Annotated in this window: 19 protein-coding genes and 3 tRNA genes; 15 read left to right on the top strand and 7 right to left on the bottom strand. The window is 71.2% G+C overall.

Translation table 11 applies throughout. The features are described 5' to 3' along the window. Positions 1-270: 270 nt before the first annotated feature. From EJC51_RS16305 to EJC51_RS16295, 3 genes are read left to right on the top strand one after another with little or no spacing between them, the layout of a single operon-like run. A complete protein-coding gene (locus EJC51_RS16305; protein ID WP_126271752.1) occupies positions 271-1815 on the top strand; it encodes an amino acid adenylation domain-containing protein in 1545 nt (514 codons plus the stop codon). After that, positions 1812-3059 (top strand): ferredoxin reductase domain-containing protein, encoded by a 1248-nt coding sequence (locus EJC51_RS16300; protein ID WP_126271751.1) that lies wholly within the window; start codon positions 1812-1814, stop codon positions 3057-3059. Before EJC51_RS16305 ends, EJC51_RS16300 begins: the two co-directional genes overlap by 4 nt. Positions 3060-3072: 13 nt before the next feature. Next, complete coding sequence (locus EJC51_RS16295) at positions 3073-3840, top strand: enoyl-CoA hydratase-related protein (protein ID WP_126271750.1); 768 nt, start codon at positions 3073-3075, stop codon at positions 3838-3840. Here EJC51_RS16295 and EJC51_RS16290 read toward each other — a convergent pair. Next, complete coding sequence (locus EJC51_RS16290; protein WP_126271749.1) at positions 3827-4504, bottom strand: SanA/YdcF family protein; 678 nt, start codon at positions 4502-4504, stop codon at positions 3827-3829. The genes EJC51_RS16295 and EJC51_RS16290 overlap by 14 nt on opposite strands. A 284-nt stretch (positions 4505-4788) precedes the next feature. Between EJC51_RS16290 and EJC51_RS16285 the strand changes: the two genes are divergently transcribed. From EJC51_RS16285 to EJC51_RS16265, 5 genes are all read left to right on the top strand, one after another. Continuing rightward, the gene (locus tag EJC51_RS16285; RefSeq protein WP_244362655.1) at positions 4789-5601 is read left to right on the top strand and encodes a sirohydrochlorin chelatase; all 813 of its coding nucleotides are present in this window, start codon (positions 4789-4791) and stop codon (positions 5599-5601) included. 55 nt (positions 5602-5656) lie between these two features. Continuing rightward, positions 5657-6907 (top strand): deoxyguanosinetriphosphate triphosphohydrolase, encoded by a 1251-nt coding sequence (locus tag EJC51_RS16280; protein WP_126271747.1) that lies wholly within the window; start codon positions 5657-5659, stop codon positions 6905-6907. A 170-nt stretch (positions 6908-7077) separates the two neighbouring features. After that, positions 7078-8343: an NAD(P)/FAD-dependent oxidoreductase gene (locus EJC51_RS16275; protein WP_126271746.1), complete on the top strand. Its 1266-nt coding sequence runs from the start codon at positions 7078-7080 to the stop codon at positions 8341-8343. Positions 8344-8372: 29 nt separating this feature from the next. Then, positions 8373-10277, top strand: a complete 1905-nt coding sequence (gene dnaG, locus EJC51_RS16270; RefSeq protein ID WP_126271745.1) for a DNA primase — start codon at positions 8373-8375, stop codon at positions 10275-10277. Between the two features lie 104 nt (positions 10278-10381). Then, positions 10382-11683 (top strand): RNA polymerase sigma factor, encoded by a 1302-nt coding sequence (locus EJC51_RS16265; RefSeq protein WP_126271744.1) that lies wholly within the window; start codon positions 10382-10384, stop codon positions 11681-11683. A 32-nt stretch (positions 11684-11715) separates the two neighbouring features. On the opposite strand, the gene EJC51_RS16260 is transcribed toward EJC51_RS16265, so the two are convergent. The 4 genes from EJC51_RS16260 to EJC51_RS16245 all read right to left on the bottom strand — a co-directional run bounded on the left by EJC51_RS16260 (position 11716) and on the right by EJC51_RS16245 (position 17311). Then, positions 11716-13644 (bottom strand): ABC transporter ATP-binding protein, encoded by a 1929-nt coding sequence (locus EJC51_RS16260; protein WP_126271743.1) that lies wholly within the window; start codon positions 13642-13644, stop codon positions 11716-11718. Continuing rightward, positions 13644-15377, bottom strand: coding sequence for an ABC transporter ATP-binding protein (locus EJC51_RS16255; RefSeq protein WP_126271742.1), 1734 nt, complete (start codon positions 15375-15377; stop codon positions 13644-13646). Before EJC51_RS16255 ends, EJC51_RS16260 begins: the two co-directional genes overlap by 1 nt. A 145-nt stretch (positions 15378-15522) precedes the next feature. Next, a complete protein-coding gene (locus EJC51_RS16250) occupies positions 15523-16962 on the bottom strand; it encodes a xylulokinase (RefSeq protein WP_126271741.1) in 1440 nt (479 codons plus the stop codon). Between the two features lie 43 nt (positions 16963-17005). Next, entirely contained in the window at positions 17006-17311 is a 306-nt protein-coding gene (locus tag EJC51_RS16245; protein ID WP_126271740.1) for a YtxH domain-containing protein, read from the bottom strand. Between the two features lie 158 nt (positions 17312-17469). Here EJC51_RS16245 and EJC51_RS16240 point away from each other — a divergent pair. The 6 genes from EJC51_RS16240 (at position 17470) to EJC51_RS16215 (ending at position 21652) form a co-directional block, all read left to right on the top strand. After that, a tRNA-Asn gene (locus EJC51_RS16240) sits at positions 17470-17542 on the top strand. A gap of 6 nt (positions 17543-17548) precedes the next feature. Then, a tRNA-Asn gene (locus tag EJC51_RS16235) sits at positions 17549-17621 on the top strand. Positions 17622-17801: 180 nt separating this feature from the next. Beyond that, a tRNA-Ile gene (locus tag EJC51_RS16230) sits at positions 17802-17878 on the top strand. A 96-nt stretch (positions 17879-17974) separates the two neighbouring features. Further along, positions 17975-18709 carry a response regulator transcription factor gene (locus tag EJC51_RS16225; RefSeq protein ID WP_126271739.1) on the top strand — a complete coding sequence of 245 codons (735 nt, stop codon included), beginning with the start codon at positions 17975-17977 and terminating at the stop codon, positions 18707-18709. Next, positions 18706-20136, top strand: coding sequence for a sensor histidine kinase (locus tag EJC51_RS16220; protein ID WP_126271738.1), 1431 nt, complete (start codon positions 18706-18708; stop codon positions 20134-20136). Before EJC51_RS16225 ends, EJC51_RS16220 begins: the two co-directional genes overlap by 4 nt. 187 nt (positions 20137-20323) lie before the next feature. After that, complete coding sequence (locus EJC51_RS16215; protein ID WP_126271737.1) at positions 20324-21652, top strand: DUF3500 domain-containing protein; 1329 nt, start codon at positions 20324-20326, stop codon at positions 21650-21652. 29 nt (positions 21653-21681) lie between these two features. Here EJC51_RS16215 and EJC51_RS16210 read toward each other — a convergent pair whose 3' ends face one another. Next, on the bottom strand, positions 21682-22542 hold the full coding sequence (locus tag EJC51_RS16210) for an NAD(P)-dependent oxidoreductase (protein WP_126271736.1): 861 nt from the start codon (positions 22540-22542) through the stop codon (positions 21682-21684). Positions 22543-22640: 98 nt separating this feature from the next. Here EJC51_RS16210 and EJC51_RS16205 point away from each other — a divergent pair, with 98 nt between their 5' ends. Then, positions 22641-23603, top strand: coding sequence for an expansin EXLX1 family cellulose-binding protein (locus tag EJC51_RS16205; protein ID WP_126271735.1), 963 nt, complete (start codon positions 22641-22643; stop codon positions 23601-23603). Between the two features lie 2 nt (positions 23604-23605). On the opposite strand, the gene EJC51_RS16200 is transcribed toward EJC51_RS16205, so the two are convergent. Further along, entirely contained in the window at positions 23606-25969 is a 2364-nt protein-coding gene (locus tag EJC51_RS16200; protein ID WP_126276978.1) for a M4 family metallopeptidase, read from the bottom strand. Positions 25970-25975: the final 6 nt, after the last annotated feature.

The following is a 25975-nucleotide window of genomic DNA, read 5'->3' as shown; positions in this document are numbered from 1 at the left end:
GCGGCGGCTCCCGGTTACACGGCCGGGACGGCGACCTCCCCGCGGGGCGACGGCCGCCGTGAGGCATACGGGTCCCCCCTTTGAGTCGCCGCCGGCCGGGGCGGACGTTGCCGCTGTGGTGAAAGACGCCACATGTGGCGCATTCCGTTCCGTGGTTGGCCGATCACGCCTAGTTGAGTGTTGAAAAACCGCGGCTACAGTCGAGCGCGGATCCAGCTTGGCGCCAGGTCGTCCCTCACGCGAAGAAGCCAGCCAGGAGGTCCCCCCAGCATGCCTCTGCGCCATCTGAGCCCACGCGACCAGCACCTTTTCCTCCGGTACGGCGTCGGCCCGGCCGTCCCCGTCCCGGACCCGCTCCTCCACCGCGCCGTGGAACGCCAGGCCGCGGCCACCCCGCACGCCGTCGCCGCCGAACACCTCGGCGCGCGGATCACGTACGGCGAACTCGACCGCCACGCCGACGCCCTCGCCGCCCGGCTGATCCGCGAGGGCGTACGCCCCGGCGACCACGTCGGCCTGTTCGTCCGCCGCTCCCTGCCGATGGTCGTCGGCCTGCTCGGCATCCTGAAGGCGGGCGCCGCCTACGTCCCGCAGGACGTCGCCCTCGCCCCCACCCCCCAGCTCGCCCACGTGATCCGCACCGCCCGCACCCGGGTGGTGATCACCGTCGCCGAGCACGCCCACCGCGTCCCGCTGCCGCCGGACCACCATCTGATCGCCCTCGACGAGCCTCTGCCGTACGTCCCGGCACCCCGCCTCCCGCGACAGTCTCGCCGGCCGGTCCCCGTGGGCCCCGACGACGGCTGCTACGTCCTGTTCACCTCCGGCACCACCGGCCGCCCCAACGGCGTGAAGGTCACCCACCGCAACGTCGCCAACATCCTGCTCACCGCCCCCGGCGACCTCGGCATCCGCCCCGGCGACCGGGTCGCCCAACTCCTCAACATCGCCTTCGACATGGCCGCCTGGGAGATCCTCGGCTGCCTCGCCCACGGCGGCACCCTCGTCATCCGCGGCAAGGACATCGCGGCGGCGGCCCGCACGGCCGACGTCCTCGTCGCCACCCCCACGGTCCTGTCCGGCATCGACCCGGCCGCCTGCCCGCACGTCCGTACGGTCGCCGTGGCCGGGGAGCCCTGCCCCCGTCCGCTCGCCGACCGCTGGGCGCACCGGGCGGCGTTCCACAACTGCTGCGGCCCGACGGAGACGACCATCGTCAACACGATGAGCCGCCACGACCCGGCCGCCCCGCTCCTCACCATCGGCCGCCCCACCCCCAACAACACGGTCTACGTCCTCGACGCCGACCGCCGCCCCCTGCCCATCGGCGAGGTCGGCGAGATGTGGGCCGGCGGCGACTGCGTCTCGGCGGGCTATCTGGGCAACGACGCCCTCAACGCCGAGCGCTACGCCCCCGACCCCTTCCTGGGCGGCGGCCGGAAGATGTTCCGCACCCGCGACCTCGGTCGCTGGACCCCCGACGGCCAGCTCGAACACCTCGGCCGCACCGACGACCAGGTCAAGGTGCGCGGCTTCCGCGTCGAACTCGACTCCGTCTCCTCGGTGTTGGAGTCGGTCGACGGCTGTGTCCGCGCGGTGACCCTGAAACGGGACGCCCGCACCCTGGTCGCCTTCGTCACCCCGGCGGACGTCGACCCCGACCGGGCCCGGCGCGCGGTGGCCGACGCGCTGCCGTACTACTGCGTCCCCGAGGCTGTCATGCCCCTGACACATCTGCCGGAGACGGACCGCGGCAAGATCGACAAACCGGCGCTGCTGAGGCTGGCGGAGGAGCGCATGGCGGTGTCCCGATGACGACCTCACTGGAACGGCGGACCACGGACCTGCCCCCGCTCACCCCGCGCCTCCGCCGCCTGCTCAAGCACCCGCGCCTGATGCACTACAACCGCCTGTGGGCGCTGGTGCTCCTTGCCAACGGCGGGTTTCTGTGGGCAGGTTGGACCCCGACCACCCGCACCATGGGCCACGCGGCCCTCGCCAACCTCGCCCTGGCGGTCCTGGTCCGCCAGCAGTACGTCATCAACCTCTTCTTCCGGCTGGCGACTTGGGCCCCGACGAGCTGGCCGCTGAAGGTCCGCTGGACGCTGGGCAAGGTCTACCACTTCGGCGGCCTGCACGTGGGCGGGGCGCTGGCGGGCACGGCATGGTTCCTGGCGGCGACGATCAGCACCCACAACACCCGTCAGTCCACGGTCGGTTGGACCCTCCTGGCCCTGCTGGCGTTCATCATCGCCACCGCCCTGCCCCCCTTCCGCTCCCGCCACCACGACCACTTCGAGAAGATCCACCGCTTCGGCGGCTGGACGGCCCTCGCCCTCTTCTGGACCCACACCCTCCTGTCGTCCCCCGGCCCGGTCGAGGTGTCGGTCCTGGCGGTCGTCACCTTCAGCGTCGCGCTGCCCTGGCTGAGGCTGCGCAAGGTCGCCGTACGCCTCGAACGCCCCTCCCCGCACGTCGTGTTGGCCCGCTTCGACCACGGCGAGACCCCGTTCGCGGGTTCCTCCACGGCGATCAGCCGCACCCCGCTCAAGGAGTGGCATTCCTTCGCGAACGTCCCGGCTCCCGGAGAGCCCGGCTTCCGGCTGACGATCTCCCGGGCCGGCGACTGGACGGGCGCCTTCATCGACGACCTCCCGGAGAAGGTCTGGGTCAAGGGCATCACCACCGCCGGAGTCGCCAACATCGAGACCCTGTTCACCAAGGTCGTCTACGTGGCGACCGGCAGCGGCATCGGCCCCTGCCTGCCCCACCTGCTGGCCGCCGAGGTCCCCTCCCGCCTGGTCTGGGCGACCCGGGACCCCCGCGCCACCTACGGCGACGCCCTCGTCGACGAGATCCTCGCCGTCCAGCCCGACGCCCTGGTCTGGGACACCTCCCGGCACGGCAAGCCCGACATGGTCCGCCTCGCCTACGAGGCCTACCGCGACTTCGGGGCCGAGGCGGTGATCTGCATCTCCAACAAGAAGCTCACCTGGCAGGTCGTGCACGGCCTGGAGCGGCGGGGGATTCCGGCGTACGGCGCGATCTGGGACTCATAGAAAGGGGACCCGCATGAACCACCTGAAGGTGGAACGGCAGGGCGCCGTCGTCACCGTACGCCTGCACCGCCCGCACGTCCGCAACGCGCTGAGCGGTGAGCTGCTCGCCGAACTCCTGGCGGCACTGCGCCCGTTGGACGACGACCCCGAGGTCGGCTGCTACGTGCTCACGGGCGCGGAGCGGTACTTCGCGGCCGGGGCCGACATCAAGGAGATGGCCGGGATGACGGCCGTCGACATGGCGGCGGCGGACTACTTCGGGGCCTGGGAGGAGTTCGCCGATCTGCGCACGCCGAAGATCGCCGCGGTCAACGGCCTCGCGCTGGGCGGCGGTTGCGAGCTGGTGATGATGTGCGACCTGGTGATCGCGGGGGAGTCGGCGGTGTTCGGCCAGCCGGAGATCAAGCTGGGCGTGATCCCCGGCATCGGCGGCACCCAGCGCCTCACCCGTCTGATCGGCCGCGCCAAGGCGATGGACCTGGTCCTCACCGGCCGCACGATGGACGCGAGGGAGGCGGAGAGCGCGGGCCTGGTGTCCCGGGTGGTCCCCGACGACCAGGTGCTCCCCGAGTCCCTGAAGGCCGCGGAGACGATCGCCTCCTACGGCCGTACGGCGGTCAGAGCGGCCCGCGAATGCGTCGACCGGTCCCTGGAGACCGGCCTGCGCGACGGCATCCGCTTCGAACGCCGGGTCTTCCACGCCCTGTTCGCGACCCACGACCAGAAGGAGGGCATGACCGCGTTCCTGGAGAAACGCGCGCCACGCTTCACCGGCCGCTAGCCAGCGCCCTGCCGACCCCCGGTTCCTTGGGCCCGAGGAACCGGGGGTCGGGCTCGAAGACGGCGTCCAGCGCGGCCTTGCCGGCGGCGAAGATCTCCCGGGCGCCGCCGTAGTACCAGGTCACGTCGTGCTTGGCGTCGACCCCGACGCCGTACGACGTCACCCCGGCCGCCTCGCACAGCGCGACCGCCCGCCGGATGTGGAAGCCCTGGCTGATCAGCACGGCCCGGTCCACGCCGAAGATCTTCTTGGCCCGGACACAGGAGTCCCAGGTGTCGAATCCGGCGTAGTCACTGACGATGCGGGCGTCGGGAACGCCGTGCCGGGTCAGATAGGCCCGCATCGCGTCGGGCTCGTCGTAGTCCTCCCGGCTGTTGTCGCCGGTGACGAGGACGACCTCGACGCGGCCCTCGCGGTACAGCGTCGCCGCCGCGTCCAGCCGGTGCGCGAGATACGGCGACGGCTCCCCGTCCCACAGCCCCGCCCCGAACACGACGGCGACCTCGGTGCGCGGCACGTCCTCGGTGGTGCGCAGCCGGTCGCCCGTGACGACGTACATCCAGGTCGCCGGGAGCAGAGCCAGCACACACCCGGCCATCACGGCCTGCACGAGCCGCCGCTGCCCGGTACGGGTGCGCGGCAGACGGGGTCGGCGCAGTCTCACGGGGTCCCTCCCAGGTCGTCCTTCGACAGTCAGGGACGTGCCGCAAGCGCCCACGGTTCGCCGCCGCACACGTGACCAGCCTCACGCACGCGCACGAAACCGCAGGTCATCCCACCTCACACCGCCCACCCACCCCGCGGTGAACCCACCGAAAATCCCCGTTATCTCCATGCAACGGGGCGGCAACGTCCCCCCGCCACCATCGGTCCATGACAGCGTCGGGTAATTCGAGAGCTCCCAGCGACGAGTCCAAGGCAGTCCACTTCGACAGTACGGCGCACCTCATGAACCGGATCACCAGCCAGCTCGCCAGCCAGCTCAGCCTCGTGTCCCTCGCCGGCAGGCGGCGCCCTGAGGCTCCCGCGCTCGTCGTCGTGGCCCACGGCAGCCGCGACCCGCGCGCCCTGAGCACCGTACGCAGCCTCCTCGACAAGGTCCGCGCCCAGCGCCCCGGCCTCCCGGTCCACCTCGGCCACATCGAGCTCAACGAGCCGCTGCTGACCGACACCCTCAAGACCCTCGGCAACCGCGAGGCGATCCTCGTCCCGCTGCTGCTGAGCCGCGGCTACCACGTGAAGCGGGACATCCCCGAGATGGCCGCCGAGACGGACGTACGCGCACGCGTGGCGCCCGCGCTGGGCCCGCACCCGCTCCTGGTGGACGCGCTGCACGCGCGTCTGGTGGAGGCGGGCTGGGAGGAGTCCCCGCGCGTGGGCAGCGCGGTGGTCCTGGCGGCGGCGGGTTCGCGCGACCCGGAGTCGAAGGTCGACATGGCCCGTATGGCGACCCTGCTGTCGACCCGCCTGGGAGTCCCGGTGGTCCCGGCCTACGCCACGACGGCGGCCCCCACGGTCCCGGCGGCCGTCGAGGCCCTGATGGCGCGAGGCTACGACCGTGTGGCGATCGCCTCGTACTTCACGGCCCCCGGCCGCTTCGCGACGGAGTGCGCGGAGGCGGCACCGTGGCTGGCGTCGGCGCCGCTGGGCACGCACGAGGCGATGGCCGACCTGATTCTTCACAGGTACGACCAGATGACGTCCCTGAGGGGCGCGGGGAACGGCGCGAGCAACCACGAACAACCCGCACTCGCCGTCTGACAGCGCAAGGCACACGAACCGGCGAATTGTCAGTCCCTGCCCGTACTGTCGAGTCATGCCGTACGACCTGCCCTCAACAGACCGCTGGGCCCCGGAGCCTGACAAGCGCCCCGGCCGCACCGCCTTCCAACGCGACCGTGCCCGCATCCTCCACTCAGCCGCGCTGCGAAGGCTCGCCGGAAAAACGCAGGTCGTCACCCCAGGCACCCGAAACCAGGCCTGGGACGCCAGCCCAAGAACCCGCCTGACGCACTCCCTCGAGTGCGCCCAGGTAGGCCGGGAGCTCGGCGCGGCCCTCGGCTGCGACCCCGACCTGGTCGAAGCCGCCTGCCTCGCCCACGACCTCGGCCACCCCCCGTTCGGTCACAACGGCGAACAGGCCCTCAACGAGTTCGCGGAGGACTGCGGCGGCTTCGAGGGCAACGCGCAGTCCCTGCGTCTCCTCACCCGCATCGAGCCCAAACGCTTCACCGAGGAAGGCTCGGTGGGGCTGAACCTCACCCGCGCCACCCTCGACGCGGCCACCAAATACCCCTGGCCCCGCGGAGGGGGACCGCAGGCGGCGTCCCCCAAGTTCGGCGTCTACGAGGACGACCGCCCCGTCTTCGACTGGGTCCGCAAGGACGCCCCCGGCGCCCGCACCTGCTTCGAGGCGCAGGTCATGGACTGGTCGGACGACGTGGCGTACTCGGTGCACGACGTCGAGGACGGCCTGCACGCGGGCCACATCGACCCCAACTGCCTGCACGCGGAACCGGAGCGGCAGGCGGTGTTCGCGGTGGCCCTCGGCCGGTACGTCCCCGCGGACACCGACACCGCCGAACTCGCCGCGGCCCTCGACCGGCTCCAGGACCAGCCCTGGTGGCCGCACGGCTACGACGGTTCCGCCGTCGCCCAGGCCCGGCTGAAGGACGCCACCAGCCAGCTCATCGGCCGCTTCTGCCTCGCCGCCGAGGGCGCCACGCGCGCGGCGTTCGGCGGCGGCCCGCTCACGAGATACGCCGCCGAACTCGTCGTACCGCACGAGACACGGCTGGAGTGCGCGGTCCTCAAGGCCGTCGCCGACCGGTACGTGATGCAGCGCGCCGAGCAGGAGCGGCTGCGGGCCGACCAGCGGATCGTGGTGGCCGAACTCGCCGAGGCGCTCACCGTCCGCGCCCCGGACGGGCTCGACCCGCAGTTCCGGGCGCTGTTCGACCAGGCGGTCGACGACCGCGCCCGCAAGCGGGTGATCGTCGACCAGATCGCGTCCCTCACGGACGCGTCGGCGCGATCGCTTCACGCTCGCTTGACGGGGCATATGTGAGACAGATGTGCCATAGGTGAAGCGAAACGCGCCCGAATGTGACCCTCCGTGGCCTGATCGGGCCACTCCCTCTTCCCCCATCACGCTGCGTGCGGGACGCTCCCATGTGGCGGCACCCGCTGTGTTTTCTGGGGCGACACTCCCCAGACACCCCCGGTAGGAGGCATCAAGTGGTCGACGCGGACCAGACATTCGTGATCGTCGGAGGCGGTCTCGCCGGCGCCAAGGCGGCCGAGACGCTCCGAGCGGAGGGCTTCACCGGTCGCGTGATACTGATCTGCGACGAACGCGACCACCCCTACGAGCGCCCGCCCCTCTCCAAGGGCTACCTGCTCGGCAAGGAGGAGCGCGACAGCGTCTTCGTGCACGAACCGGCCTGGTACGCGCGCAACGACATCGAGCTGCACCTCGGCCAGACGGTCGACGCGATCGACCGCGCGGCCAAGACGGTCCGCTTCGGCGACGACGGCACGCTCGTCCACTACGACAAGCTGCTTCTGGCCACCGGGGCCGAACCCCGCCGCCTGGACATCCCGGGCACCGACCTCGCGGGCGTCCACCATCTGCGCCGCCTCGCCCACGCGGAACGCCTCAAGGGCGTACTGGCCGCGCTCGGCCGGGACAACGGCCATCTCGTGATCGCCGGCGCCGGCTGGATCGGCCTGGAGGTCGCGGCGGCGGCCCGCGAGTACGGCGCCGAGGTCACGATCATCGAGCCCGCCCCGACCCCGCTGCACGGCGTCCTCGGCCCCGAGCTGGGCAGCCTCTTCGCCGACCTGCACCGGGAGCACGGCGTGCGCTTCCACTTCGGCGCCCAGCTCACCGAGATCGTCGGCCAGGACGGCATGGTGCTGGCCGCCCGCACCGACGACGGCGAGGAACACCCGGCGCACGACGTCCTCGCCGCGATCGGCGCGGCCCCGCGCACCGCCCTCGCGGAGGCGGCGGGCCTGGAGCTCGCCGACCGGGCGCACGGCGGCGGCGTCGCGGTCGACGACCGGCTGCGCACCTCCGACCCCGACATCCACGCGGCCGGTGACGTCGCCTCCTTCCACCACGCCCTCTTCGACAGCAGGCTGCGCGTGGAGCACTGGGCCAACGCCCTCAACGGCGGCCCCGCCGCGGCCCGCGCGATGCTCGGCCAGGACCTCGTCTACGACCGGGTCCCCTACTTCTTCTCCGACCAGTACGACCTGGGGATGGAGTACAGCGGCTGGGCGCCCCCGGGGTCGTACGACGAAGTGGTGATTCGCGGGGACGCCGGAAAGCGTGAGTTCATCGCGTTCTGGGTGAAGGAGGGCCGCGTGCTGGCCGGGATGAACGTGAACGTGTGGGACGTCACGGACCCGATCCAGCAGCTGATCCGCACGAAGACCCAGGTGGACACGGAGGCACTGGCGGACCCACACGTTCCGCTCGACAGCCTCGTCTCTTGAGTGTCAGTCCACCACCGTAGAATTCACGCGTGGCAGGACGGATCAATGACGAGGACGTGAAGGCGGTACGGGACGCGGTCCCGATCGACGCCGTGGTGTCCGAGTACCTCCAGCTGCGCAACGCGGGCGGTGGCAACCTCAAGGGCCTCTGTCCGTTCCATGACGAGAAGTCGCCGTCCTTCCAGGTCAGCCCGAGCAAGGGACTCTTCCACTGCTTCGGCTGCCAGGAGGGCGGCGACACCATCACGTTCGTGATGAAGGTCGACCACCTCACCTTCTCCGAGGCGGTCGAGCGCCTGGCCGCCCAGGCCGGCATCACCCTGCGCTACGAGGAGGGCGGGTACAACCCGGCCCACCAGCGCGGCGAACGCATCCGCCTGGTCGAGGCCCACAAGATCGCCGCCGACTGGTACAGGGAACAGCTCGCCACCAGCCCGGAGGCCGACACCGGCCGCAAGTTCCTCGCCGAGCGCGGCTTCGACCAGGCCGCCGCCGAGCACTTCTCCGTCGGCTACAGCCCCCAGGGCTGGGACCACCTCACCCGCTACCTCCGGGGCAAGGGCTTCACCGACAAGGAACTCCTCCTGTCGGGCCTGTCCCAGGAGGGCCGCCGCGGCCCCATCGACCGCTTCCGCGGCCGTCTGATGTGGCCGATCCGCGACATCGGCGGCGACGTGGTCGGCTTCGGCGCCCGCAAGCTCTACGAGGCGGACACCGGCCCGAAGTACCTCAACACGCCCGACACCGCGATCTACCGGAAGTCCCAGGTCCTCTACGGCATCGACCTCGCGAAGAAGGACATCGCCAAGGCGTCCCGCGCGGTCGTCGTCGAGGGCTACACCGACGTCATGGCCTGCCACCTGGCGGGCGTGACCACCGCCATCGCGACCTGCGGCACCGCCTTCGGCGGCGACCACATCAAGATCCTCCGCCGGCTGCTGATGGACAACGGCAGCGCCCGCGTGATCTTCACCTTCGACGGCGACGCCGCCGGCCAGAAGGCCGCCCTGCGCGCCTTCGAGGACGACCAGAAGTTCGCCGCCGAGACCTACATCGCCATCGCCCCCGACGGCATGGACCCTTGCGAACTGCGCCTCGCCAAGGGCGACGAAGCCGTCGCCGACCTGGTCGAACCCCGCACCCCGCTCTTCGAGTTCGCGCTCCGCCAGATCGTCGTCCGCTACGACCTCGACACCCCGGCGGGCCGCGCCGCGGCCCTCGACGAGGCCGCCCCGATCGTCGCCCGCATCAAGAACAGCGGCGCGCAGCACGAGGTCGCCGTCCAGCTCGCCGGCATGCTCGGCATCCTCGACACCCAGTTCGTCGTCAAGCGCGTCGCCCAACTGGCCCGCTGGGCCCGCGACCGCGGCGGCAAGGGCGCCCCCGCACCGGCCCGCGGCCCCCAGCAGCCGTACGAGGCCACCCGGCGCACCGCGGCCGGCGGCCCCGCGCTCCAGCTCCGCAACCCCGTCTACGCCACCGAGCGCGAGCTGCTCAAACTCGCCCTCCAGCGCCCCGAGTTGGTCTCCCCGGCCTTCGACGCCTACGGCATCGACGAGTTCACCGCGGCCCCCTACGCCGCCGTACGCCAGGCGATCATGGAAGCGGGCGGCGCCGAGTACGGCACGCAGGACGCCCAGGACTATCTGGTCCGGGTCCGCGAGGCCGCCCCCGACGACGCGGTCCGCGCGATGGTCACGGAGCTCGCCGTCGAGGCGATCATGCGCAAGACCGTCGACGAGATCTACGCGGGCATCCAGCTGGTGGCGGTCCGCCGCCGGGCCGTGGAGCGCCGCGTCCGCGACATCCAGAGCACCCTCACCCGCCTCGGAACGCACGGAGACCCGGCGGAACTGGCCGCCGTGCAGAACGAATTGTGGGTGCTCCAGCAGTACGACCAGGCACTGCGGGAGCACGGAGCCGCAGCTCTCTGAGCGTGTCGCGTCCGTCAGGGTAACCACCCGGTCACGGACCGGACTCAAAAAGTCACCGCACGCCCCTCGTGGCGGCGATGTGTCGTACTCCACACTGGGTTCCGGTGCCTGAGTCCTCGGAGCGCAGCAGATCCGTCCCCAACGGGTCCCAGACCCTCGCGGTTCCGCTCATCGCGTACGGGACGGACAGCGGCGAGGCCGCCGACTCCGTCCCCGAAACAGCGCTGCCGCACTCCTCCGCAGCGATCATCCTGGAGGTCGCCCCCGTGCAGACCCAGACCCTGACCCAGACCGAGAACAGTACGGACGCCACGGAACCGGACGCCGAGACCGACGTTCTCGTCGCGGTCCCCCCGCAGAACCGTGTCGTGCACCACCCCGAGACCGAGCCGGAAGAGCCGCCCGCCGACGCGCTGGAGAGCGCGGAGGCCGCGGAGGCGCCCGAGCCGGTCGAGGCCCCGGAACCGGCCGCCCGCAACCGCGCCGACACCAGCGGCCCGTCCTCCGACCTGTTCCGCCAGTACCTCCGCGAGATCGGCCGCATCCCGCTGCTCACCGCGGCCGAGGAGGTCGAACTCGCCCGGCGCGTCGAGGCCGGCCTGTTCGCCGAAGAGAAGCTCAGCACCACACCCGACCTCGACAGCCAGCTCGCCCTCGACCTGGACCGCCTGGTCGTGTTGGGCCGCATGGCCAAGCGCCGCCTCATCGAGGCGAACCTGCGCCTGGTGGTGTCGGTGGCCAAACGGTACGTCGGCCGCGGCCTGACCATGCTCGACCTGGTCCAGGAAGGGAACCTGGGCCTGATCCGCGCGGTCGAGAAGTTCGACTACGCCCGTGGCTACAAGTTCTCGACGTACGCCACCTGGTGGATCCGCCAGGCCATGTCCCGCGCCCTCGCCGACCAGGCCCGCACCATCCGGGTGCCGGTCCATGTCGTCGAGCTGATCAACCGGGTCGTCCGCGTCCAGCGCCGCATGCTGCAGGAACGCGGCTACGAACCGACGCCGGAGGAGGTGGCGGGCCACCTCGACCTCGCGCCGGAACGCGTCAGCGAGGTGCTGCGGCTGGCCCAGGAACCGGTGTCGCTGCATGCGCCGGTGGGCGAGGAGGACGACGTCGCGCTGGGCGACCTCATCGAGGACGGCGACGCGACGTCACCCGTGGAGTCGGCGGCGTTCCTGCTGCTCAGGGAGCATCTGGAGGTGGTGCTGTCGACTCTGGGCGAGCGTGAGCGCAAGGTCGTCCAACTCCGGTACGGGCTGGTCGACGGGCGTCCCCGCACGCTGGAGGAGATAGGCCGCATCTTCGGCGTGACGCGGGAGCGGATCCGGCAGATCGAGTCGAAGACGCTCAACAAGCTCCGCGATCACGCATTCGCGGATCAGCTGAGGGGTTACCTGGATTAGAGGAGGGGGCTGCCGAAGCAGCCCCCGCACAGCTAATCCACTTCTGCCACCGCCTGCGCGAACTGCGCCTTGTACAGGCGGGCGTAGGCGCCGTCCGCCTCCAACAGGTCCGCGTGCGCGCCCTGTTCCACGATCGAGCCGTTCTCCATCACCAGGATCGTGTCCGCGTCCCGGATGGTGGAGAGGCGGTGGGCGATCACGAACGACGTGCGGCCGTGGGCGAGTTTGGCCATCGCCTTCTGGATCAGCACCTCGGTGCGGGTGTCGACGGACGACGTGGCCTCGTCGAGGACCAGGATCGTCGGGTCGGACAGGAACGCCCGCGCGATGGTGATGAGCTGCTTCTCACCGGCGCTGACGCCCGTGCCCTCGTCGTCGATCACCGTGTCGTAGCCGTCGGGCAGCGTCCGGACGAACCGGTCGGCGTGCGCGGCGCGCGCGGCCTCCTCGATCTCGCCGCGGGTGACCTCGCGGGAGGCGCCGTACGCGATGTTCTCCGCGATGGTGCCGCCGAACAGCCAGGTGTCCTGGAGCACCATGCCGATCTGGGCCCGCAGTTCGTCCCGGGACATCTTCGCGATGTCCACCCCGTCGAGGGTGATCCGGCCGCCGGAGACGTCGTAGAACCGCATCAACAGATTGACCAGCGTGGTCTTTCCGGCGCCCGTCGGGCCGACGATCGCGACCGTGTGGCCGGGCTCGACCTTCAGGGACAGGTCCTCGATCAGCGGCTTCTCGGGGTCGTAGCGGAAGGAGACATGCTCCAGCGCGACCCGTCCGCGCAGTTCCTCCGGGCGCAGCCCCGGGACCGGGTCCGCCTGCTGCTCCTCGGCGTCGAGGAGTTCGAAGACCCGCTCGGCGGAGGCGACGCCGGACTGCACGAGGTTCGCCATGGACGCGACCTGCGTCAGCGGCATCGAGAACTGGCGCGAGTACTGGATGAAGGCCTGCACGTCACCGATGGAGAGGGCACCCGACGCGACCCGCAGCCCGCCGACGACCGCGACCAGCACGTAGTTGAGGTTCGACACGAACATCATCAGCGGCTGCATGACCCCGCTGTTGAACTGCGCCTTGAACCCGGCCTCGTACAGCGCCTCGTTCTGCTCGGCGAACTGCTGTGCCGACTCGTCCTGCCGCCCGAACACCTTGACCAGGGTGTGCCCGGTGTACATCTCCTCGACGTGCGCGTTGAGCTTGCCGGTGGAGCGCCACTGCTGCACGAAGTGCGGCTGCGACCGCTTGCCGACGCGGGTGGCGACGACGAACGACAGCGGCACAGTCACCAGCGCGACCAGCGCCAGCAGCCAGGAGACGTAGAACATCATCGCGAGCACGCCGATGATCGTCAGCAGCGAGTTGATGAGCTGGCCCATCGACTGCTGGAGGGTCTGCCCGATGTTGTCGATGTCGTTCGTCGCCCGGGACAGCACCTCGCCGCGCTGGCGCTTGTCGAAGTACGACAGCGGCAGCCGCGACATCTTCGTCTGCACGTCCTCGCGCAGCCGGAACATCGTGCGGTTCACGGCCCGGTTCACCAGCCGGGTCGCCACCGCCATCAGCAGCCCCGCGACGGCGAAGGCGCCGGTGGCGAGGAGCAGGACATGTCCCACGGCGGTGAAGTCGATGCCCTCGCCGGGGGTGAAGTCGGTGCCGCTCAGCATGTCGGCGATCGCGGAGTCACCGCGCTCGCGCATCCCGGCGAGGACCTCCTCCTTCGAGGCCCCGGCCGGCATCTGCCGGCCGATGATGCCGGCGAAGACCAGGTCGGTGGCCTTGCCGAGGATCCACGGCCCGATCGAGTTCAGGCCGACGCTGACCACCACACAGGCCAGCAGCGCGTAAATGGTGAACCGCTCCGGCCGGAACTGTCCGATCAGCCGCCGTCCGGACACCTTGAAGTCCAGCGAACGGCTGTCCGGGCCGCCGCCGGCCATCATCCGCCCCATGGGCCCGGCCATCAGGCAGCCTCCGCTTCCGTCAGCTGGGAGAGCACGATCTCCCGGTAGGTCTCGTTGTCCGCCATCAGTTCACGGTGCGTGCCGGTGCCGACGACCCGGCCCTCGTCGAGGACGACGATCCGGTCGGCGTCGCGGATGGTCGCCACCCGCTGGGCGACGATCACGACGGTCGCCTCCGCCGTCTCCGCGGCGAGCGCCGCGCGCAGCGCCGCGTCGGTGGCGTAGTCGAGCGCGGAGAAGGAGTCGTCGAAGAGATAGATCTCGGGCCGCTGGACCAGCGTCCGGGCGATCGCCAGCCGCTGCCGCTGACCGCCGGAGACGTTCGTGCCGCCCTGGGCGATGGGGGAGTCGAGGCCGTTCTCCAGCTGCTCGACGAAGCCCTTGGCCTGCGCCACCTCCAGCGCGTGCCACAGCTCCTCGTCCGTGGCGTCCGGGTTGCCGTAGCGCAGGTTCGTCGCCACGGTCCCCGCGAACAGGTACGGCTTCTGCGGCACGAGCCCGACCGTCCTCGCCAGCAGCGTCGCTTCCACGTCCGCGACGGGGACCCCGTCGACCAGCACCTCGCCCTCGGTCGCGTCGAACAGCCGCGGCACCAGCCCCAGCAGCGTCGACTTGCCGCTGCCGGTCGAGCCGATCACGGCGGTCACCTCACCGGGCCGGGCCACCAGGTCGACGGCCTTCAGCACCGGCTCCTCGGCACCCGGGTAGCGGAAGCCCGCGCCCCGGATCTCCAGGTGCCCGTGCCGGCGCAGCTCGGTGACGGGGGCGAGCGGCGGGACCACGCTGGAGTCGGTGTCGAGGACCTCCTGGATGCGCTCGGCGCACACCTCCGCACGCGGCACCATCATGAACATGAAGGTGGCCATCATCACGGACATCACGATCTGCATCAGATAGGCGAGGAACGCCGTCAGGTCGCCGATCTGCATGCCGCCGCTGTCGATGCGGTGGGCGCCGAACCACACCACCGCGATCGACGACAGGTTCACCGTCGTCATGACCACGGGGAACATCAGGGCGAGCATGTTGCCGGTGGCCAGGGACATCGCGGTGAGGTCGCCGTTGGCCTTCCGGAACCGCTCCTCCTCGTACTGGTCCCGCACGAAGGCCCGGATCACGCGGTTGCCGGTGATCTGCTCGCGCAGCACCCGGTTCACGGTGTCCAGCCGCACCTGCATGGACCTGAACAGCGGCCGCAGCCGCCGTACGATCAGCGTCACGCAGATGCCCAGCGTCGGTACGACGGCGACCAGCACCGCCGACAGCGGCACGTCCAGGCCGAGGGCGAGGACGATGCCGCCCACGCACATGATGGGCGCCGAGACCATCAGGGTGAACGTCATCAGCGCCAGCATCTGCACCTGCTGGACGTCGTTCGTGGTCCGCGTGATCAGCGAGGGCGCGCCGAAGTGGCCCACTTCACGGGCCGAGAACGACTGCACCCTGTCGAAGACCGCGGCCCGCACGTCCCGGCCGAGCGCCGCGGCCGTCCGGGCGCCGTAGTAGACGGCCCCGATGTTGCACACGACCTGGGCCAGCGAGATCCCGATCATCAGGGCGCCGTAGGACAGGATGTAGCCCGTGTCCCCGTTCACCACGCCGTGGTCGATGATGTCCGCGTTGAGCGTGGGCAGGTAGAGGGTGGCGCAGGTCTGCAGGAACTGGAGCAGGACCAGCACACCGATGGGTTTCTTGTAGGGCCTGAGATAGGTCCGCAGAAGTCGTATGAGCACGCTACGTCTCTCGGAGTCGGCGACAGGGGCCGGAGGTGGTTGCCCCTGGCCCCTATCGTCGGACACTCCCCCCGCGTTACCTCAACCGATTAAGCCGACAGCAGTGCTCTTTACCGTCTTATGGGCGGAAGGCACCCTCGGACGGTCAGCCGCGGAAGGCGTTCGGATGTGTCTGCTCCCGCACGGACACGAACTGCTGGCGGACGGCCTGTCCCACCGCCAGTTCCTCGCCGGGCTCCAGGATCTGCGCGGCCGCCCCCTGCCAGGCCGGCGGGGTGCGCGGGTCGAGCGTGCCCTGCGACACGCCGAGCGCCCAGGCCGCCTGCCGGGCGGCCCCGATCGCCGCGTAGTCCGCGGGCTGCGGTACGACGACCTGGGCGCCGAAGATCGCCGGTGCCGCGGCCTGCACGGCCGACAGCTCGGCGGCGGCCCCCAGCAGGAAGACCCGCCGCACCTCCACGCCCCGCCCGCGCAGCACGTCGAGGGCGTCGGCGAGCCCGCACAGCATGCCCTCGAACGCGGCCCGCGCCAGGTGCTCGGGCTTCATCGACTCCCGCCGCAGCCCGGCGAGCGTCCCGGCGGTGTGCGGCAGGCTCGGCGTCCGCTCACCCTCCAGATAGGGCAGCAGCACGAGCCCGTGCGAGCCCGGCGTCGACTTCATCGCCAGCTCGGACAGGGCCTCCAGATCGGGCAGCCCGAGCAGCTCGGCGGTGCCGCGCAGGGTCCGTACGGCGTTCAGGGTGGTGACGACGGGCAGGTGCATGCCGGTCGCGTCGGCGAGGGACGTGATCATCCCGGAGTTGTCGACGAGCGCCTCGGGGTGCACGGCCATGACGGACCCGGAGGCCCCGAGCGACACGACGGCGTCACCGAGTCCGATCCCCAGCCCGAAGGCGGCGGCCATGGTCTCGCCGGTCCCGGCGGAGATCAGCAGCCCCTCCGGGGTCGTACCGGCCGCCTCCGAGGGGCCGATCACCTCGGGCAGCATGGCCTGGTGACCGAGCGCCAGCTCGACGAGGTCGGTGCGGTAGGCGCCGGTGGCGGCGGACCAGTAGCCGGTGCCGGAGGCGCCGCCGCGGTCGGTGGTGCGGCGCACGGGCCGCCCGAGGAGCTGCCAGACGAGCCAGTCGTGGGCCTGGAGCAGCACGGCGGTCCGCAGGGCGGCGTCGGGCTCGTTCTTCACCAGCCAGCGCAGCTTGGTCACCGGCTGCGGCGCCTGCGGCACACAGCCCACGGCCTGCGCCCACGCCTCGCGCCCGCCGAGTGCGTCGATGAGATCGGCCGCCGCGACCTGGGCACGCTTGTCGCCGCCGACGAGCGCGGGGCGGACGGTGTTGCCCTGGGCGTCCAGCGGCACGACGGCGTTCTGCTGCGCGGACACGCCGATGGCCTGCACGCCTTCGAGCAGCCCGCCGCCGGCCGCCTCACCGAGGGACAGCAGCCAGGCCTGGGGGTCGACGTCGGAGGGACGGCCTTCCACCGGGTGCGGGGCGTAGCCCTGCCTGAGCACGGCGCCCGTGTCCGCGTCGCAGACGACGATACGAGTGAAATCGGGCGCACTGTCCAGCCCGGCGACTATCCCCATGGCGAAAATTCTATGGGCCGGACGACGTCACCCCGCCCGGCACTCAAGTGTTGCTGGTTCCCCAGTCGTCCTCGGCGGCGCCGTTGGTGTTGCGGTCCCGCAGGGAGCGGACCCGCTGGGCCACCGAGTCCGGCACCCGGTCCCCCACCTTGTCGCTCACCGCGTGGTACGCCTTGCCCGCGAACTGGCGGCCCTGCTGGGCGGCCGATTCGGCGGTGTTGCGGACCGCGGGGTTCTGCGAGACCTGTCGCGCGGACTTCTTCAGCTGCTCGTAGCGCTCGCGCCCGGCACGCGTGCCCAGCACGTAACCCAGAGCCAGCCCGGCGACGAAAGTGAGCTTGTAGCGCATGGCGGCCACCCTTCCCTTGCGTAGGTCTGCGGTGCGGCGTCGGTGCCGGGAGGAACCGATTGGCGGAGCACCCCCCTGCTTGCGCTAATGTATGTGTCGCAGCGGACGCCCGCCCCCTGGCGAATACCCAGCGAGGTACGTTCGATGCAACGAGGCATTCCTCCGTAGCTCAATTGGCAGAGCAGCCGGCTGTTAACCGGCAGGTTACTGGTTCGAGTCCAGTCGGGGGAGCTTCGATCTTCCGTAGCTCAATTGGCAGAGCAGCCGGCTGTTAACCGGCAGGTTACTGGTTCGAGTCCAGTCGGGAGAGCGTGTTGAACAAGGACCCCCGAAGGGGTCCTTTTTCATGTGATCACCCCTGGACCGGGAACCGCGCAGGTCACAGCGGAGTCCTTCAGGGCATGCGAAGTCGACCATACGAAGCAGGAGATCGTATGAGCGGCTATGCTGCGGCAGACGGCGCGCACACATGTACGCGACACGCCGCTATGGGGCGGTAGCTCAGCCGGTTAGAGCAGCGGACTCATAATCCGTCGGCCGTGGGTTCGAGTCCCACCCGCCCCACCACTCGATGTGGTCGAAGAAACGATCCACCGATGGTGTCATGGCCCCGGCCCAGCCGGCTCACAGGAATCGCCCAGGTCCACTCGACATGCTCACAGCATGTCTGCCGTAAGTGGAGCTCGTGAGGCCGGTCCGGGCGCGGTCCGGGTGTTGATCGTCGACGACGAACCCGAGCTCACCGAACTGCTGTCGTGGGCCGTCACCGATGCGGGGTGGCAGCCGTTCCTCGCGGCGGACGGGCATGGCGCGCTCGGTCTCGCCCGGGGGTGTGCGCCGCACGCCGTCGTTCTCGACGGCATGCTGCCCGACCTCGACGGCGTCCAGGTGCTGCGCCGGCTGCGGTACGAGAACGCCGGCCTGCCCGTGCTCATGCTCACCGCCCGCGACACGCTGGAGCACCGGATCGACGGGCTCTCCGCCGGCGCCGACGACTACGTCACCAAACCCTTCTCGCTGGAGGAGGTCATGCTGCGGCTGCGCGGGCTGCTGCGCCGCTCCGGCGCCGACGCGGCCGCCGCCGACGAGTCCGTACGCGTGCTCGGCGACCTCGTCCTGGCCGAGAAGACCCGGCAGGTGCGGCGCGGCGGGGAGGCGATCGCGCTGACCGCCAAGGAGTTCGACCTGCTGCACTTCCTGATGCGCCACCCCCGCCAGGTGCTCAGCAAGGCGCAGATCCTCGACCACGTCTGGAACAGCTCGTTCGAGAGCGAGGGGAACCTGGTCGAGGTGTACGTGTACAGCCTGCGCGGGAAGCTCGACAAGGGGCGCCCACCGATGATCCACACCGTGCGCGGCGCGGGATATGTCATCAGGGCTGCGGGCGAGGGGAGATGAAGACCCTGCGGGCCCGGCTGGTGCTGTTCGTGTCCCTGGCCCTGGTCGTGGTCTGCACGACGATGGCGGTGGCCACCGTTCTCGTCCAGGGCGCGCACCTGAAGGCGGACCTGGACCAGCGGGTCCGGGACGCGGCCGACCGCAGCCAGGGCGGCCTCCAGCGGCGTTCCGGTGACGCCACGGACCTCGGGTTCCTCAACGAGCGCGGCCAGCCCACCGGTACCGTCGCCGCCCGGCTCACCGACGGGAAGGTGGTCGCCGCCGAGGTCATCACCGAGGACGGCGGCCGGCAGGTCCTCACCGCCGCCCAGCGCGCGGCCCTCGCCGGGGTCACCGAGGCGGGCACGCTCTCCACCCGGACCATCCCCGGCCTCGGCACCTACCGTCTCACCGTCGCGAGCGGCGACGGCCCCGCCGTCCTCGCCGGACTGCCCGCCGCCGAGGTCAAGGACACCGTCCACGACCTCGTCGCGGCCGAGGCCGTCATCGCCGTCGTCGGCCTGGCCGGCGTGGGCACGGTCTGCGCCTGGGGCATACGGCGGCAACTGCGGCCCCTCGGACAGGTCGCCGCCACCGCCGTCGAGGTGGCGAACGGACCGTTCGGCACCGGCGAACTCACCCGTGTCCCCGCCCCCGACACCGACACCGAGGTCGGCCAGGTGGGCGCCGCCCTGAACGTCCTCATCGACAGCGTCGAGTCCTCCCTCGCCGAACTGCGGCGCAGCGAGGACCGGATGCGCCGTTTCCTCGCCGACGCGAGCCACGAACTGCGCACCCCGCTCGCCTCCATCGCCGGATACGCCGAACTCATGGACCGGGGCGCCGCGAAGATCGAGCCCGCGCTGGTCTGGCAGCGGGTCTCCGCGCAGTCCGCCCGCATGACCGGGCTCGTCGAGGACCTGCTGCTCCTGGCCCGCCTCGACGAGGGACGGCCGCTGGAGGAGGCCGACGTCGACCTCGCGACGCTGGTCGCCGAAGCGGTGTGGGACGCGCGGGCCGCCGGTGCCGACCACGACTGGCAACTTGCCCTGCGCCTCGACGAACCGGCACTCGTCACCGGCGACGCCGCCCGGCTGACCCAGGTGGTCGCCAACCTCCTCGCCAACGCCCGCGCCCACACCCCGCCCGGCACCCGGATCGACGTGGAGGTGGCGGCGGGACGCGCCGAGTGCGTGGTCGTCGTCCGGGACGACGGGCCCGGCATCCCGCCCGACCTCCTCCCGGCCGTCTTCGAACGCTTCACCCGCGCCGACGCCTCCCGCACCCGGGCCCCCGGGCAGGGCGGCGGTTCGGGGCTCGGGCTGGCCATCGCCGCGGCGCTCACGGCGGCGCACGGCGGGCGGATCGAGGTGGCGAGCGAGGCGGGGTGCACGCGGTTCAGGGTGACGTTGCCGAGGGCCGTGGCACGGTCCACAGCGACCTCGTAGGAACGCCGGCCGACCTCATGGAAAGCCTGGTCACGGCCGTCGGGGCGGTCACGGAAAGCCTGCGTGGCGGCCGCGAACGGCCTGCGTGGCGAACTCGCTTCAGCGGAGCCTCAGTTACGGCCCCCAGGGTGGTTCTCCGGTGGCCGGTCCGCAGGGGACGCGGCCAGGACGAAGGGAGCGGACCACGATGGCCGAGCTCGACACCGGTGGGCAGCCGCGGCAGAAGGCCGAGGTCGCGCGTCGCGCCCACGCCAGTCGCCGCAACTTCATGCGCAAGGTCTTCTTCGCGTCCGGTGCCACGGCCGTCGCCACCATGGGCGGCGCCGGTGCCTGGGCGGCGCTGGCCGACGACAGCACGGGGACGGCCGACGCGAGCGCGACGCCGAGCGGTGCGCCCAGCGGCGGTCCGGGCGGCGGCACCGGAGGCCCCGGCAACCAGTCGGTCACCGAGGACTTCTTCGGTCTGACGACCGACGGCAACCGGATCGACGACCTGTTCACCATCCATTCCACCGGCGTGGCGACCACCCCCGTCATCACCGCCGCCAACGCCTTCCTCGCCGGGCTGACCGACGACCAGAAGACCTCGACCGTCTTCACCGTGCACTCCACCGAGTGGCGGCTGTGGAGCAACGTCGACTCCTACGAGCGCCAGGGCGTCTCGCTCGCCGACCTGAGCGACGACCAGAAGGCCCTCGGCACCGCGCTGCTGAAGGCCGCGCTCAGTGCCGACGGCCTGGAGACCACGGAGAAGATCCGCCGGATCAACCAGGCGGCGGGCGAGGCGATCGGCAACACCACCGCCTTCAACGAGGACGCCTACTACTGGACCGTCATGGGCACCCCGTCCCGGACGGAGCCCTGGGGCTTCCAGTTCGACGGCCACCACCTCGTCATCAACTACTTCGTCCTCGGCGACCAGGTCGTGATGAGCCCCTGCTTCTGGGGTTCGGAGCCGACCACCATGGAGATCGACGGCGAGACCGTGACCGTGTGCCACGAGGAGGTCGCCGCCTCCCTCGCCTTCATCAACTCCCTGACCACGGCGCAGCAGGCGGTCGCCATCGAGTCGGCGACCAAGGCGAACGAGTCGATGAAGGCGGGCGCCTTCTCCGACAACGCGGTCCAGGAGTACACGGGCCTGCGCGGCGACAAGCTCGACGCCGCCCAGAGGAAGAAGCTGCTCGCGATCGTCGAGGCCTTCGTGGGCCGCGCCAAGGCGGACGCCGCCAAGGTGCGCATGGCCGAGGTCGCCCGGCACCTCTCCGACACCTACGTCACCTGGGCCGGCGGCACCGGCGACGACGACGCCTTCTACGTCCGCGTCCACAGCCCCGTGGTGTGGGTGGAGGTCGACTGCCAGAGCCCGGGCCCGCTGGCGGGCGCGTACGGCGCCACACAGGGCGGCGGCGCGACCCAGCTGCACGTCCACTCGGTCATCCGGACCCCCAACGGCAACGACTACGGAAAGGAGCTCCTCAGGCAGCACTACCTGACGTCACCGCACCACCGGTGACACCCGTTCCCGTCATCCCGTGAGCCCCTTCACCCCGCCGGGGAGGGGCCCACGGGCGTGTGCAGCCGTGCGAACACGTCCTCCAGCGGCAGATCGAGCCGGTCCTTGTCCCCGCTCCAGTGCCGCAGCACCGCGGCCGACGCCTCCGCCAGGTCCGGTGGCAGTCCTACGGCGTCCAGGGCGGCCGCGATCTCCGCCATCTCCGGCGCCCAGCGCCAGGCACGGGCGGCGACGCCGGGGAAGTGGTCGACCTCGGCGAGGATGCGGGCCGTCAACGCCCGGCCCTCCGCGGCGAGTTCCTCGCCCACGCCATGGCTCGTGGCGAGGGCGTGCGAGACGGCCGCCAGGACCCGCGCCGACTTCTGGAACGAGGCGTACGCCATCTTGAGCGCGGAGGCCGCGCCGATCCCGGCGTCCAGGGGGCGGGCGACGACATCGGTGCCGTCGAACAGCGCGGCCGTCCCCGCCACCGCCCGCGCGTCGCCGCTCAGATAGAGGCGGGGGCCGCTGCCGTCCGCCGGAGGGCCGCCGATGATCGAGCCGTCGACCATCAGGGCGCCGCGCTCGGCGCAGGCCTTGCCGATGCGGGTCGCGCGGTCCGGGCTGATGGCGTTGGCCTCGACATAGATGCCCCGGAAGTCGTGCTCCAGGACCTCGTGGGCGACGTCCTCGGCGGCGTGCGGCGGGCAGACGGAGAGGACCAAGTCGCTGACGGACAGGGCGGACGCGAGGGAGTCGGCGGCCACGAGGCCCGCCTGACGTGCCCGTTCCACGGAGGCCGGGCCGCGGCCCGTCGGGACGTACAGGACGCGCGCCCCGGTGCGGGTCGCCTGGCCGCCCACCGGGGCACCCATCGCCCCCGGGTGCAGGAGCGTCACCGTTGTTCTCATTTCCGCCTCCCGCACGGCAACCTTCTGGGATCCTGCGGCGACTGTACGTCGAAGGCCTCCGTCCCCGGAGCCCCACCCGACACACAAGGACCTCAGCCGTGGCCCCTCCCTCCGCGCACCGCCGCCCCCGCAAGTCACGTGCCCTTCTCATCGCCGTGGCGGTGGGGGCGGTCGCGCTCATCGCCTCCGTGATCGTGGCGTTCCGGCCCGGTGGCGGCTCGGGGGACGCCGTGTCGGTGGCGGACGCCGGCCGTGCGGCGAGCGCCGGGTCCGCCGCGGTGACGCCGTCCGCCACTCCGTCTTCGACACCGAGCGGGTCGGCTTCCGCCTCGGCTTCCGCCTCGGCCTCGGCTTCTGCTTCGGCGAGCAAGAAGGCCACCCCTAAGGCCACCGTCGCCAAGCAGCCCAAGGCCACGCCCAAAGCCCCTGTCAGCACAGGCTCGTTGGCGGGCCGGATCAAGCCTGGCGTCACCTACAGCGGAGTCGCCACCTTCTACGACGCCGGGAACGGCGACGGCGCCTGCACCTTCGGTCCGGCCGGCACCGTCATGACCGCCGCCATGAACACCGCCGACTACGAGACGGCCAAGGCGTGCGGGGCGTACGTCCGGGTCCGGGCCGCGAGCGGTGCCTCGATCACCGTACGGATCACGAACGAGTGCCCCGCGCCCTGCCGGGTCGGCCAACTCGACCTCAGCGCCGAGGCGTTCGCGAAGCTCGCCGCGCCGGTCAAGGGCCAGATACCGATCACCTGGAGCCTGGTCAGCCCCGGCACGGGCGAGAAGCTCGCCGTCCGGTACAAGACCGGGTCCAGCCGCTACTGGTGCGGCATCCAGATCCTCGGCCACCGGAATCCGGTGGCGCGGCTGGAGGTGCGTACCAGTGGCGGCTGGACCGTGCTGCCCCGCGCCTCGTACAACTACTTCCTCTCCGAGCAGGGCGCCGGCTGCGGTGGGGCGATCCGCGTCACCGACATCTACGGGGAGCGGCTGACGGTGGACGGGATCGCCCTACGGCCGAACGTCGTCCAGGCGACGGGTGTGCAGTTCGCCGGGCACTGAGCTCAGCTCGTCGTCACCGCCGTGTCGTCGACGACGAAGCTCGTCTGGAGCGAGGAGTCCTCGACACCGGAGAACTTCAGCGTCACCGTCGTGCCCGCGAAGGCCGACAGGCTGAACGACTTCTGGACGTACCCGGAGGCCGCGTTGAGGTTCGAGTACGTGGCCAGGGTGGTCGACCCGGCGGTGACCGTCAGCTTGTCGTACTGGGTGCTGGTGGTGGTCTCGGCCGTGTCGATGTGCAGGTAGAAGGTGAACGTGGTGCCGGTGCAGCCGCTCGGGATCGTCACCGACTGGGAGAGGGTGTCGGTGTGGGTCGAGCCGTAGCCGTCGAGCCAGGCCTTGTAGGAGCCGGTGCGGGCGGCCTCGTCGCTGTCGTTGGTGATGACGCCGCTGGTGGCGGTCCAGGTGGTGTTGCCGGACTCGAAGCCCGCGTTGCCCAGCAGCTGAGTGGAGGTGCAACTGCCGCCGCCACCGCTGGAGTTGACGGTCCAGGTGAAGGAGGCGGTGCCGGTCGCGCCGGTGCTGTCGGTGACCGTGACGGTCGAGCTGTACGTCCCCGCCGCGGTCGGGGTGCCGGAGATGACGCCGGTGGAGCTGTTGATCGACAGGCCGGTGGGCAGACCGGTCGCCGCGTACGTCAGCGAGCCGCTGTTGGTGCTGCTCGCGCTGATCTGCAGGCTCACCGCGGTGCCGACGGTCGAGGTCTGGCTGCCCGGGTTGGTGACCGTGACGCCGGTGCTCGGGACCGTGATGTGGCCGCCGACGTTGATGCCCGCGAAGGCGTTGCCGACCCCGGCGTACTGCGTGGAGCCGGTGCCGTAGAGGGCCGCGGCCGCGTTGAGGGCGGCGGTGCGGGCGCCCGCGTAGTTGGTGCTGGACGTCATGTACGTCGTCAGCGCCTTGTACCAGATCTGGAGGGCCGCGGCCCGGCCGATCCCGGCCACGGCGACCCCGTCGGAGGTCGTGCTGGTGTACGTGACGCCGTTGATGGTCTTGGTGCCGCTGCCCTCGCTCAGCAGGTAGAACATGTGGTTCGCGGGCCCCGACGAGTAGTGCACGTCGAGGTTGCCGACGCCCGAGTACCAACTGTCCGCCGACGAACCGTCCTTGCTCGGCTTGTCCATGTAACGCAGCGGCGTGCCGTCGCCGTTGATGTCGATCTTCTCGCCGATGAGATAGTCGCCGACGTCGCTGGAGTTGTTGGCGTAGAACTCGACGCCGGTGCCGAATATGTCGGAGGTGGCTTCGTTCAACCCTCCCGACTCGCCGGTGTAGTTGAGCCCCGCCGTGTTGGAGGTGACGCCGTGGCTCATCTCGTGCCCGGCCACGTCAAGCGAGGTCAGCGCGTGCGTGCCGCCCGAGCCGTCGCCGTACGTCATGCAGAAGCAGTCGTCGTCCCAGAAGGCGTTGACGTACGCCGAGCTGTAGTGGACGCGGGAGTAGGCCGCCACGCCGTCGTTCTTGATGCCGCTGCGGCCGAAGGTGTTCTTGTAGAAGTCCCACGTGACCTGGGCGCCGTAGTGCGCGTCGACGCCCGCGGTCTGGGTGTTGGAGCCGGACCCGGTGCCCCAGGTGTCGTCGGTGTCGGTCATCAGCGTGCCGGTGCCGGACGTGCCGTTGTTGAGGCTGTACGTCTTGTGGCCGCCACGCGTGGTGTCGTACAGCTGGTACGTCGAACCGGACAGCGTGGTCCCGAGGGTGACCGTGCCGCTGTACTGGCTGTTGCCGGTGCCGGTCTCGACGCCCTCGAAGCGGGAGAGTTCGGCCCCGGTCGTGGCGTCCGTGACGACGTGCAGCTTGCTGGGGGTGCCGTCGTCCTGGAAGCCGGTGACGACCGTCTCCCAGGCGAGCTTCGGGGTGCCCGCGCCGGCCCAGATCACCTTGCGGGCGCTCTCGGCGGCGGGGCTGGTGGCGTCGAGCGCCTTGGCGGTCCGCAACGCCTTCGTCCGGGCGGCGGACTTGCCGAACGTCGCCGTCGTCGACTTCACCGAGACGGTACGGCGGTTGTCGTTGAAGGTGGTGCTCACGGTGCCGGCGGCCCGTGCGGCCGGGGGCGTGTGCACGACCAGGTCGCCGCCGAGGACGGGGAGACCGGCGTAGGTGCGCTCGTAACGGGTGTGCAGGGTGCCGTCGTTGTCCTTGACGACGTCCTTGACGACCAGCTTCTCCTTGGCGCCGAGGCCGAGGGTCTTCGCGGTCGCGCCCGTCTTGACGTCGGCGCTCTTGATGAGCGCGGTCCGCTGGGCCGGGGAGAGCTTGGCCTCCAGGCCGCCGGTGCGCAGCGGGCTCGGGTGGGGGGAGGCGGGCGCGGCGGTCGCGGGGACCGTCTGGAGGCCGAGGGCCAGCAGCGCGGCGGTGGCCGCCAGGGCTCC

It is taken from the genome of Streptomyces aquilus (assembly GCF_003955715.1).
GTDB classification, from domain to species: Bacteria; Actinomycetota; Actinomycetes; order Streptomycetales; family Streptomycetaceae; genus Streptomyces; species Streptomyces aquilus.
Note: the sequence above shows the minus strand (reverse complement) of the source record. Positions and strands in the feature narration are given on the sequence as shown.